The organism is Streptomyces lunaelactis (assembly GCF_003054555.1).
Classification (GTDB): Bacteria; Actinomycetota; Actinomycetes; order Streptomycetales; family Streptomycetaceae; genus Streptomyces; species Streptomyces lunaelactis.
The window spans coordinates 6,671,661-6,683,760 of sequence record NZ_CP026304.1; the positions used below are offsets into that span (position 1 = coordinate 6,671,661).

Sequence of the window (12,100 nt, forward strand, 5' to 3'; positions counted from 1 at the left end):
GTGCGATCACCCGCACGACTAGGTTCACTGAGACAGAGGGCGAAACGACTGGGTTCGTTGAGTAACCGACTCGATTGGATGAGACCGGTCACCTGGTCCGGGCATGACCGGGCAGCGGTCATGTACTAGAGTTATCTCGACATCGAGATATCTGCCGAAGGCGTACCGCAGCCGCCATCCGGTAAGGGTGACCTAACTAAGCCTTACCTTAGCGGATCGGCGAAAAGCCGTGGCGGCAGCATTGAGGTAGTACGCGCACATTGATGAAGGAGACTGTCGTGTCGGCGAACAGCTTCGACGCCCGCAGCACGCTGCGCGTGGGCGACGAGTCGTACGAGATCTTCAAGCTGGACAAGGTCGAGGGCTCCGCGCGCCTCCCTTACAGCCTGAAGGTGCTGCTGGAGAACCTGCTCCGCACCGAGGACGGCGCGAACATCACCGCCGACCACATCCGGGCCATCGGCAACTGGGACTCCCAGGCGCAGCCGAGCCAGGAAATCCAGTTCACGCCGGCCCGCGTGATCATGCAGGACTTCACCGGTGTGCCCTGTGTCGTGGACCTCGCCACCATGCGTGAGGCCGTCAAGGAGCTCGGCGGCGACCCCGCCAAGATCAACCCGCTCGCGCCCGCCGAGCTGGTCATCGACCACTCCGTGATCGCCGACAAGTTCGGCACCAGCGACGCCTTCGCGCAGAACGTCGAGCTGGAGTACGGCCGCAACAAGGAGCGCTACCAGTTCCTGCGCTGGGGCCAGACCGCGTTCGACGAGTTCAAGGTCGTCCCCCCGGGCACCGGCATCGTCCACCAGGTCAACATCGAGCACCTGGCCCGTACCGTCATGGTCCGGGGTGGCCAGGCGTACCCCGACACCCTCGTCGGCACCGACTCGCACACCACCATGGTCAACGGCCTCGGTGTGCTGGGCTGGGGCGTCGGCGGCATCGAGGCCGAGGCCGCGATGCTCGGCCAGCCGGTCTCCATGCTCATCCCGCGCGTCGTCGGCTTCAAGCTGACCGGCGAGCTGAAGCCCGGCACCACCGCCACCGACCTGGTCCTCACGATCACCGAGATGCTGCGCAAGCACGGCGTCGTCGGCAAGTTCGTCGAGTTCTACGGTGAGGGCGTCGCCGCCACCTCGCTCGCCAACCGCGCCACCATCGGCAACATGTCGCCGGAGTTCGGCTCCACCGCCGCGATCTTCCCGATCGACGACGAGACCCTGAAGTACCTGCGCCTGACCGGCCGCTCCGCGCAGCAGGTCGCGCTCGTCGAGGCGTACGCCAAGGCGCAGGGCCTGTGGCTCGACCCGGCCGCCGAGCCCGACTTCTCCGAGAAGCTCGAGCTCGACCTCTCCACGGTCGTCCCCTCGATCGCCGGACCGAAGCGCCCGCAGGACCGCATCATCCTGGCCAACGCCAAGGAGCAGTTCGCGCAGGACGTCCGCAACTACGTCGACAACGACGACGAGGCGGGCAAGGAGTCCTTCCCGGCCTCCGACGCCCCCGCCGAGCACAACGGCGTGCCGACCCGCCCGACGCTGGTCACCGCTCCCGACGGCTCGACGTACGAGATCGACCACGGCGCCGTCACCGTCGCCGCGATCACCTCCTGCACCAACACCTCGAACCCGTACGTCATGGTCGCCGCCGCGCTGGTGGCCAAGAAGGCGGTCGAGAAGGGCCTGACCCGCAAGCCGTGGGTCAAGACCACGCTCGCCCCGGGCTCCAAGGTCGTCACCGACTACTTCGACAAGGCGGGGCTCACCCCCTACCTCGACAAGGTCGGCTTCAACCTCGTCGGCTACGGCTGCACCACCTGCATCGGCAACTCCGGCCCGCTGCCGGAGGAGGTCTCCAAGGCCGTCAATGAGCACGACCTGGCTGTTACGTCCGTCCTCTCGGGCAACCGTAACTTCGAGGGGCGCATCAACCCCGACGTCAAGATGAACTACCTGGCATCCCCGCCGCTGGTCGTCGCGTATGCCATCGCGGGCTCCATGAAGGTGGACATCACCAAGGACGCGCTGGGCATCGACCAGGACGGCAAGCCGGTCTACCTGCAGGACATCTGGCCGACCGAGGCCGAGGTCAACGACGTCGTCGCCAACTCCATCGGCGAGGACATGTTCAACAAGTCCTACCAGGACGTCTTCGCGGGCGACGCGCAGTGGCAGGCGCTGCCGATCCCGACCGGCAACACCTTCGAGTGGGACCCGCAGTCCACCTACGTCCGCAAGCCCCCGTACTTCGAGGGCATGACGATGGAGACCACCCCGGTCTCGGACATCTCCGGCGCCCGCGTGCTGGCCAAGCTGGGCGACTCGGTCACCACCGACCACATCTCCCCGGCCGGTGCCATCAAGGCCGACACCCCGGCCGGCAAGTACCTCACGGAGCACGGCGTCGAGCGCCGTGACTTCAACTCCTACGGCTCGCGCCGAGGCAACCACGAGGTCATGATCCGCGGCACCTTCGCCAACATCCGCCTGCGCAACCAGATCGCGCCGGGCACCGAGGGCGGCTACACCCGCGACTTCACGCAGTCCGCCGAAGGTGAAGGAGGGGCGCCGGTCTCCTTCATCTACGACGCCTCGCAGAACTACCAGGCCGCCGGCACCCCGCTGGTGATCCTGGCGGGCAAGGAGTACGGCTCCGGCTCGTCCCGCGACTGGGCCGCCAAGGGCACGGCGCTGCTCGGCGTCAAGGCCGTCATCGCCGAGTCGTACGAGCGCATCCACCGCTCGAACCTCATCGGCATGGGTGTCCTGCCGCTCCAGTTCCCGGAGGGTGCTTCCGCGGCGTCCTTCGGCCTGACCGGCGAGGAGACCTTCTCCTTCACCGGCGTGACCGAGCTGAACAACGGCACCACCCCGCGCACGGTCAAGGTGACCACCGACACGGGTGTGGAGTTCGACGCGGTCGTCCGCATCGACACCCCCGGTGAGGCGGACTACTACCGCAACGGCGGCATCATGCAGTACGTGCTGCGGAGCCTGATCCGCAAGTAAGCACGGCCGTACGGCAGCGAAAGGGCCGCATCCCGGTGACGGGGTGCGGCCCTTCCGCGTGGGCTACGGTGCCGGCAGCTGCCGGATCAGAACAGCTTGGGGTAGATGTTGAAGCCCGAGCCGACCTTGACGCGAGGGGTGTTGAACGGGGCGGTGGCCTTGCCGCTGCCCTTGTACATCCACAGCGCACCCGCGGCGTCGCGCACGACGACGTCCGCCCGGCCGTCCAGGTTCAGGTCACCGTTGGCGATGACCTTGTTGTAGATGTTCCAGCCGGCGCTGACCTTGGTGCGGGCCGAGAAGGGCGCGGCGGCGTTGCCCGTGCCCTTGTAGAGCCACAGGGCGCCGGTCTTGTCCTTGGCGAGGATGTCCGTGCGGCCGTCGCCGGACAGGTCGGCCTTGCCGGTTATGTGCGAGTAGCCGTTCCAGCCGGGACCGACCTTCACGCGCGCGGCGACCGTGCCGTTGCTGTTGCCCTTGTAGAGCCAGAGCACACCGGCGTTGTCCCGGGCGAGGATGTCGTCCGGCACGGTACCGCCGAGGTTGCCCGGCGACAGGACCAGGTTGTAGATGTTCCAGCCCTTGCCCACCCGGCGGCTGCTCGTGTCGTCGGCGAAGAAGACGTTGCCGGCGGTGTCCCAGCTCCAGGCGCCGTCGTGCTCGCCGTCCGCGTTGATGTCCATCGAGGTCACGTACTTGACCGGGCCCCAGCCGCTCGCGACGTAGCTGCGGGCGGCGAAGCCGCCCTTCCCGTTGGGGCCGTAGAGGTAGGCGTCGGACTTCTTGTCCACCGCCCAGAGCAGGTAGACCGGCGCGGCGGGGGCCTGCGCCGCGGCGGGCGCGTTCGACGGCGCCGCAAGCAGGCGGCCGACGTCGACGCCCTTCAGCGGCTGAGGAGCCGGGGCGTCGGCCACGGCCGCTCCGGCGGAGGTGCCGACCAGGGCAGCCGATATGGCGGCGACGGCGAGACGCGAGAGCACGCGTCCGCCCTTACGGCCGGAAAGTATGGCCACGTAGTTCTCCATGTGCGTGATGAGGCGCGATCTACCTCGAGTGGTCATCGCAGGGTCTTCATGATCCTTGCACAATGTCCTTACGGGGCAACCGGTTTGAAGCGGAACGAGCGATTCGGGAGAGGCTTCCGTACGGTACGAAAGGGCCCGCACCCGGCGGAACCGGATGCGGGCCTTCGTGATGGGTGACGTACGTGAAACGATCAGGAGAGCAGCTCGACCTCCGCGAGCGTCGCCGAACCCGTCGCCACCAGCCGGTACTTCGTGTACGACCCAGGTGCCCCGATGGTGAAGGCGCGAGTCTGCTTGTCCCAGGCGAAGATCTGGCCGGACCGCTTGTCCAGGTCCTTCCAGGTTGTCCCGTCGTCCGAGCCCTGCAGCACCCAGCCCGCCGGAGCCTTGTCCTTCGTGGCCGACGTGAGCGTGTACTGCACCGCCCGGGTCCTCGACGCCACCGGCAGTTCCGCCGACTCGAACGACGTCTGCGTCGCCGAGGAGTTGTCGAAGAGCGGACCCGTTGCCGCGATCACATCGTGGCGCGGCGAGGGCACCTTGTCGTCCTGGGTGATGGAGACCGGGGCGGCACTCTTGCCCGTACCCCAGGAGGACGGCTTCGGGCCCATCGCGAACTCCAGCGTGCCGCCCCGTGCGATCAGGTCGTGCGGCAGGGCCGTGGAGTTCCAGGACTTGCCGTTCACCTTCAGACCCTGGACGTAGATGTTCCTTGCGCTGTTCTTCGGGGCCTTGACCACCAGGTCGCGGCCGTTGTCCAGATGGACGGTCGCCCTGGTGAAGAGCGGCGAGCCGATCGTGTACTCGCCACTGCCCATCACCAGCGGGTAGAAGCCGAGCGCGGAGAAGAGGTACCAGGCCGACTGCTCGCCGTTGTCCTCGTCGCCGTGGTAGCCCTGCCCGATCTCGCTGCCGGTGTAGAGGCGGGAGAGCACCTCGCGCACCTTCTCCTGCGTCTTCCAGGGCTGCGAGGCGGCGTTGTACATGTATGTGACGTGGTGGGCGACCTGGTTGGAGTGGCCGTACATGCCCATGCGTACGTCACGGGCCTCGGTCATCTCATGGATGACGCTGCCGTAGGAGCCGACGAACTCGGGGGAGGCCGTCTCCGGGGTGGAGAAGTAGGTGTCGAGCTTCTCGCCGAGACCCGGGCGGCCGCCGTAGAGATTGGCCAGACCGCGGGAGTCCTGCGGGGCCGTGAAGGCGTAGCCGTAGCCATTGGTCTCGGTGTAGTCGTAGCCCCACACCCGCGGGTCGTACGTGTCGGACGGGACCCGCCAGTCGCCCTTCGGGTCGCGGCCCTGGAAGAAGCCGGCCTTGGAGTCGAAGAGCGTGACGTAGTTGCGGGCCCGGTTGAGGAAGTACTCGGACTCCTCCTTGTAACGGGCCTTCCTGGTCTTCTTGTAGAGGGCCTGGCCCATCTCCGAGAGTCCGTAGTCGTTGAGGTAGCCCTCCAGCGACCAGGACAGGCCCTCATGGGTCTCGGTGGAGGCGTAGCCGAGGAACGGCGAGGTCTCCATGCCCTTGCGGCCGACGCCCGAACTCGGCGGGACCACCGTCGCGTTCTTCAGCGCCGCCTCGTACGCCGCCTCGGCGTCGAAGTCCACGCCCTTGACGTACGCGTCGGCGAAGGCCACGTCCGAGCTGGTGCCGGTCATCAGGTCGGCATAGCCGGGCGAGGACCAGCGGGAGATCCAGCCGCCGTCCTTGTACTGCTGGACGAATCCGTCCACCAGCTCGCCCGCCTTCTCCGGCGTGAGGAAGGAGTACGCGGGCCAGGTCGTCCGGTAGGTGTCCCAGAAGCCGTTGTTGACATAGACCTCACCGTCGACGATTTTCGCGCCGGTACGGGTGGGGGTGTCGGGTCCCGTCATCGGCGAGAAGGGGCTCGCGTACTGCTGCTTGGGGCGGGACGTGGTGCCGGTGTTCTCGAACCCGGAATTGGGATAGAGGTACAGCCGGTACAGGCTGGAGTAGAGCGTGGTGAGCTGGTCGTGGTTCGCGCCCTCGACCTCGACCCTGCCCAGCAGGTCGTCCCAGGCGTCCTGCGCCCGGTCCCTCACCCGCTCGAAGCGGGTGCCCGCCGGGATCTCGTCGGCGAGGTTCTTCTTCGCCTGGTCGACGCTGATCAGCGACGTGGCCAGCCGCAGACCGACCGTGCGGTCCTCGCCCGCGTCGAAGCGGAGATGGCCCGTGACGCCGTCGGCGGCCGATGCGGTGACCGGCGCGTCGAAGACGCCGTACACGAAGAGCCGTGTGGCACCCGTGGACAGTCCGCTCTTGACGTCCGAGAAGCCGGTGAACGAGCCGGTGCCCGGATCGAGGGTGAGGCCGCCCTCCTTGGTGACGTTGTCGAAGATGACGCTCGCGTCGTCACCGGGATAGGTGAAGCGCATCATCGCCGCGTGGTCGGTCGGGGTCATCTCGGCCTTGAGGCCGTTCTCGAAGGTGACGCCGTAGTAGTGCGGGCGCGCGGTCTCCTTCTCGTGGCGGAAGGGGAGGGCACGCTTGGTGCGGTCGGTGTCCGGGGTGCCGGCCGCCGCGGACGGCATCAGCTGGAAGGTCTGCCGGTCGCCCATCCACGGACTCGGCTCATGGCTGGCGCTGAAGGCCTGCACGGCGGGGAGATTGTCCGCGTTGTTGCCGCGCGCGTACTCGTACAGCCAGCTCTTGGAGGCCGAGTTGGTCGCCGGTGTCCAGAAGTTGAAGCCATGCGGGACCGCGGTCGCCGGGAAGGTGTTGCCGCGCGAGAAGGAGCCGCTGGAGTTGGTGCCGCGGACGGTCGAGGCGTAGTCCGACAGATGGGCGAGCCGCTTCTCGGGAGCCTTCGGCTTCAGCGAGATGTCGTCGATCCAGCCCTGGAACTTCGCCGGGCCCTTGGGGGAGTCGTACGCCACCAGGATCCGGTCGACGGTCCTGCCGGACGCGACACTGCCGATCCCGGACGCGACCTGGTTCCACTGATTGACGTAGAGGCGCTTGGCGGCGCCCTGGCCCTGCGGGGTCAGCAGTCCGCCGTGCGAGTCGACGGCCTTCAGATCACTCAGATAGGTGCCGTCGGTGAAGGCGAGGTCCACCGACACATTCGTGGCCGGGTAGTTGAGATCCGTCTCCGGCAGGGAGGGGAAGATCCGGTACGAGAGCTCGGTGTCCCGGCGCACGGCCGTGTTGACGTCGAAGACCTTGTTGTACGAGTAGGCCCGGCCGTCCGGCTTGTGGGTGCCCGCGTACTTCAGGGCCCGCGTGCCGGTGAATCCGGCGTTCGCCTTGGCGCTGGGGGAGCCGCCGGGGCCGCGGTCGACCTGGCTGCGCATGTCGTCGGGCACGGGCGTGCTGGTGTCGCCGTTGGAGAACTGGACGTCGGCGAGCTGGGTGGCGTCGGAGGCGCCGTTGTTCTTGGTGATCTCCAGGCGGTAGTGCGCGTACGCCGTCACGTTCGCCGGATCGGCGATGTCGTACGTCCTGGTCTCGAAGCGCTTCTCGAAGGTCTGGCCCTCGCGGGAGTCCAGGACCTTCCACTCCTTGCCGTCGGCGGAGCCCTTGAGGGTCCAGTCCCTGGGGTCGCGTTCGGCGTGGTCATTCGCCGATGTCAGCGCATAGGTGACGACCTTGACCGGCTCGTCGGTGTCGAACTCGATCCAGGCGGTGGGCTCGAAGCCCAGCCATTTGGTGCCCGGCTGCAGATCGACCAGATTCTCTTTGGTCTCGCCCGCGCCGGCGTTCTCGCCGCTGGCGCGCAGCTCTGTCACCTTGTCGGTGATATTGCCCGGAATTCCGCTGGCGAAGCCGCCGTTGACACCGGATGCCCGCTTCTGTCCGTTAGCACCGACTTCGACGGTATTGCGCCAGTCGGGCCGTGTTTCGTCCGCCTCGAAGGAGGAGCTGAACTCCCGGTCGGGTCCGGCGGCTTGGGCGGGCGGGGCGATGGCGGCCGACTGCGCCGTCACCACAAGAAGTGATGCGGCCGCCACCAGGGCGGCCGCATGGGCTGTTCTCTGCCGAGGTCCAGGTCTGGGCTGCATCCCTGTCTCTTCCTCCGTTGGAAAAGTGTTGGACAACGTTGTCAGGCGCGATCCGCAGGATCCAGTAGGGAGGCAAGTGTGCAGTGGTGTCAAGGGTGTTGAATATCCCGGATATGCCCGAGGTCTCAACTCGGGAAAGACTGCCGCTCAAACCTGCATTCGATCTTGCCCACCTGGCGGGAAGTGGACTATACCTGTCGGCGTCTGCATAGCCTTGTCACAGACACGGCGGCGGACGCGGGGGGCGGGGGATGGTGGGGAAGCCTGCGCATTGCCTGCCGGTGTTCCGACCGTCCCTTTGCCAACCACGCACGACCCCAAGCGCAACTGACCGCGGTGGCGGGGCCCTTCGCCTAGGCGAATACGAACGGGTGACCGGTACACCGCCTGAGTCCTGGAGAAGGCGAGGACTTGAGCATGGGATCCACCTCCGCCCACAACAATGAGGGCCTTGGCCGTCGCGATCTGATCAAGCGGTCGGCCGCACTCGGCCTGATCGCGGTTCCGACGATGAGCTTCCTGTCCGCCTGCGCGAGCAGCAGCAGCGGCAAGGATGAGGAGAAGTCGAAGGGCAAGGTCACGAAGGACAACCCCTTCGGTGTGGCCAAGGGCGGCACGCTGGACGTCGTCATTTTCAAGGGCGGCTTCGGCGACCAGTACGCCATCGAGTGGGAGAAGCTGTACAAGGCCAAGTGGGGCCCCCAGATCAGCCACCTGGGCACACAGGAGATCACCGGCAAGCTCCAGCCCCGCTTCAACGCCGGCAACCCGCCGGACGTCATCGACAACTCCGGCGCCCAGCAGATCAAGCTCGATGTGCTGCACAAGAACGGCCAGCTCGCCGACCTCACTGAGCTGCTCGAAGCCCCCTCGTACGACGACCCGAACAAGAAGGTCAAGGACGTCCTGATCCCGGGCACCGCGGACAAGGGCTTCATCGGCGGCAAGATGCACGCCCTCCAGTACGTGTACACCGTCTGGGGTGTCTGGTACTCCGGCAAGCTCTTCAAGGACAAGGGCTGGGAGGTGCCGAAGACTTGGGACGCCTTCCTGACCATCATGAAGGAAGCCAAGGCGGACGGCATCGGTGGCCTGGCCCACCAGGGCAAGCACCCGTACTACGTCAACGTCATGATCATGGACCTGATCGCCAAGACCGGTGGTCTGGACGCCATGAAGGCGATCGACAACCTCGACCCCAAGGCCTTCGTCGGCAGTGACGCCGCCAAGCAGTCCATCGAGGCGATGTACGAGATCGTCGAGAAGGGCCTGCTGATGCCGGGCACCAACGCCCTGGACCACATCGAGTCGCAGACCGCGTGGAACAAGGGCAAGGCCGTCTTCATCCCCTCCGGCTCCTGGCTGGAGAACGAGCAGCTCAAGCAGACCCCGGAGGGCTTCGACATGAAGTTCCTGCCGATGCCGCTGCTGCCGGGCAGCAAGCTGCCGTTCGAGGCGATCCGGGCCGGCGCGGGTGAGCCGTTCGTCGTCCCGGAGAAGGCCAAGAACAAGACGGGCGGCCTTGAGTTCCTGCGCATGATGGTCTCGAAGGAGTGGTCGACGAAGTTCGCCCAGGAGGCCAACTCGCTGACCATCGTGCAGGACGGCGTGGACAAGAGCGTCACGCTGCGCCCCGGCACCACGTCGGCCGTCGCAGCCGTGGATGCCTGCCCGGTCGAGCAGCGCTTCGACTACTTCTACACCACCTGGTACAGCGAGATGGACGAGACCATCCGTACGGCATCCGCCGAGCTGATGGCCAAGCGCATCCCCCCGAACGAGTGGCTCAAGCGGGCGCAGGCCGCTGTCGACAAGGCCGCCAAGGACCCGGCCAGCAAGAACAACAAGCGTCCGTAGCGGAGTCCGGGAAAACCAGGGGCAGGGTGCCATGCAACAGGGAAAGTACCGGTTCGTCACCGGATTTCTGATCGTTCCGGTCATGCTGTACGCGGTCTTCATGATCTGGCCGTACGTTCAGACCTTCGGATACTCCTTCACCAACTGGCAGGGCCAGTCGCAGGAGATGAGTTTCGTCGGACTGGACAACTACACCGCGTTGTTCTCCGACGACGTGTTCCTGAAGGCTCTCTGGCACAACATCCTGCTCCTGGTCTTCCTCCCCATCGCCACCATCCTGCTCGCCCTGTTCTTCGCGTTCATGGTGAACGTGGGCGGGCGGGGCGGGTCCGGAGGAATCCGAGGCGTCCGGGGCTCGGGAATCTACAAGATTCTTTTCTTCGTCCCGCATGTGCTGTCGATCGCCATCCTCGCCGTGCTCTGGAGGGCGATCTACCGCGGCGATGTGGCCGGCCTCATCAACGGCGTCTTCATCAAGCTCGGGCTTTCCGACCCCGCGCATCCGATCGAATGGCTCAACGACCCGGATCTGGTGCTGTGGTGCGTGGCCTTCGTCCTCCTGTGGTGGGGCGTCGGCTTCTATCTCGTGCTGTTCTCCGCGGCGATGCAGTCGGTTCCGAGGGAAATCTACGAGGCCGCGCTGCTCGACGGCGCGAGCCGCGTCCAGTCCTTCTTCAAGGTGACCCTTCCGCTGCTGTGGGACACCGTGCAGACAGCGTGGGTCTATCTCGCGATTCTGGCCATGGACTGCTTCGCGCTGATCTCGGTGATGACACCGGGCAACAGTTTCGGAGGCGGGCCCGACCACAACAGCGAGGTCATGGCGACCTATCTGATGCGCAACTTCCTTTCCTTCGGGAAGAGCGGCTACGCCTGTGCGATGGGTGTCGTCATCATGCTGCTCACGCTGTTCCTGTCCCTCGTCACGCTGCGGGTCAGCCGCCGCGAGCGCATCGAATACTGAGCGGGGAAGCACGCCATGTCATACACCCGGTTGAATTCCGGAGCAAAGAAGGCAGCTGTTCCCGGTCCGCGCGTGTCGAAGGACGGGGACGGGGACCGCTCCGGCGCCGCCGGAGGCGCCGGCGAGGGCAGGGTCCTCAACGTCTTCTCCCACGGCTTCCTCCTGCTGTGGGCCGTGATGATCGTCCTGCCGCTCATCTGGCTCCTCCTCGGCTCCTTCAAGACCGACTCGGAGATCGGCGCCAGCGCCTGGTCGTGGCCGTCGAACTGGAACTTCGACGCGTTCACCCGGGCCTGGGACAAGGGGATCGGGGACTACTTCGCCAACACCCTGATCGTGCTGGCCTTCTCGATCCCGCTGACCATGCTGCTCGGGGCCATGGCCGCGTACGCACTGGCCCGCTACGAGTTCCCCGGCAACCGCTTCTTCTACTACTTCTTCGTCGCCGGCGCGATGTTCCCGGTGTACCTGGGCCTGGTGCCCCTGTACTTCCTGGTCGACATGCTCGGCATGCTGAACACGTACCAGGGCCTGATCCTCGTGTACATCGCCTACTCGCTGCCGTTCACCGTCTTCTTCATGCACGCGTTCTTCCGGACCCTGCCGACCGCCATCCATGAGGCCGCGGTCATCGACGGTGCCTCGCACACTCGGATCTTCTTCCAGGTCATGGTGCCCATGGCCAAGCCGGGCCTGCTCAGCGTCGCCATCTTCAATGTCCTGGGCCAGTGGAACCAGTACATCCTGCCCATGACGCTGATGCAGCAGCAGAGCGGCTTCGACAAGGACCGCTCCGTACTGACCCAGGGCCTGGTGCTGCTGAACCAGCAGCAGGGCTACGAGGGCGATCTGCCGGTGATCTTCGCCGGCATGACGATCGCCATGCTCCCGGTGATCGTCGTCTATCTCACCTTCCAGCGGCAGGTCCAGTCCGGCCTGACCGCCGGCACGCTCAAGTAGCCCGCTCGGCAGTACCCCCGCTCGGCGAAGGCCCCGACAGATTTTCTGCTGGGGCCTTCGCCATGGACGGGGTCCCCCGTCCATGGTGGTCGGGGCCGCCGGACAGGTGCTCGCCGGGCCCGCTCATCCGTGGTTGCCCATGCTCAAGGTCTTGACGCGATAAGGCTCGGAGGTTGTGCTTAGGGTTCACAAGTTGGAGAAACGCCGGGGTCCTCTTGTGGTGATCCCGGCCGGGGGCGGTCGTCGTGCCGCCTACCGGGGGCA

At 66.3% G+C, this 12,100-nt stretch carries 6 protein-coding genes; 4 read left to right on the forward strand and 2 right to left on the reverse strand.

Annotated elements, in window-relative coordinates; translation table 11 throughout:
- Positions 1-278: 278 nt before the first annotated feature.
- Positions 279-3,008 carry an aconitate hydratase AcnA gene (acnA, locus tag SLUN_RS30630; RefSeq protein WP_108153195.1) on the forward strand — a complete coding sequence of 910 codons (2,730 nt, stop codon included), beginning with the start codon at positions 279-281 and terminating at the stop codon, positions 3,006-3,008.
- 86 nt (positions 3,009-3,094) lie between these two features.
- Here acnA and SLUN_RS30635 read toward each other — a convergent pair whose 3' ends face one another.
- Positions 3,095-4,021, reverse strand: a complete 927-nt coding sequence (locus SLUN_RS30635; RefSeq protein WP_108155026.1) for an FG-GAP repeat domain-containing protein — start codon at positions 4,019-4,021, stop codon at positions 3,095-3,097.
- Between the two features lie 203 nt (positions 4,022-4,224).
- Positions 4,225-8,055, reverse strand: coding sequence for a GH92 family glycosyl hydrolase (locus SLUN_RS30640; protein ID WP_108153196.1), 3,831 nt, complete (start codon positions 8,053-8,055; stop codon positions 4,225-4,227).
- Between the two features lie 417 nt (positions 8,056-8,472).
- Here SLUN_RS30640 and ngcE point away from each other — a divergent pair, with 417 nt between their 5' ends.
- The 3 genes from ngcE to SLUN_RS30655 are packed head-to-tail and all read left to right on the forward strand — an operon-like array spanning position 8,473 to position 11,836.
- Positions 8,473-9,912: an N-acetylglucosamine/diacetylchitobiose ABC transporter substrate-binding protein gene (ngcE, locus tag SLUN_RS30645; RefSeq protein ID WP_108153197.1), complete on the forward strand. Its 1,440-nt coding sequence runs from the start codon at positions 8,473-8,475 to the stop codon at positions 9,910-9,912.
- Between the two features lie 31 nt (positions 9,913-9,943).
- The gene (locus SLUN_RS30650) at positions 9,944-10,876 is read left to right on the forward strand and encodes a carbohydrate ABC transporter permease (protein ID WP_108153198.1); all 933 of its coding nucleotides are present in this window, start codon (positions 9,944-9,946) and stop codon (positions 10,874-10,876) included.
- Between the two features lie 15 nt (positions 10,877-10,891).
- Positions 10,892-11,836 carry a carbohydrate ABC transporter permease gene (locus SLUN_RS30655; protein ID WP_108153199.1) on the forward strand — a complete coding sequence of 315 codons (945 nt, stop codon included), beginning with the start codon at positions 10,892-10,894 and terminating at the stop codon, positions 11,834-11,836.
- Positions 11,837-12,100: the final 264 nt, after the last annotated feature.

Bases quoted from the DNA above. Each gene is read 5' to 3' on its own strand.
- SLUN_RS30640 (WP_108153196.1), bottom strand. From the start codon at position 8,055: ATGCAGCCCAGACCTGGACCTCGGCAGAGAACAGCCCATGCGGCCGCC.
- ngcE (WP_108153197.1), top strand. From the start codon at position 8,473: ATGGGATCCACCTCCGCCCACAACAATGAGGGCCTTGGCCGTCGCGAT.
- SLUN_RS30650 (WP_108153198.1), top strand. From the start codon at position 9,944: ATGCAACAGGGAAAGTACCGGTTCGTCACCGGATTTCTGATCGTTCCG.
- SLUN_RS30655 (WP_108153199.1), top strand. From the start codon at position 10,892: ATGTCATACACCCGGTTGAATTCCGGAGCAAAGAAGGCAGCTGTTCCC.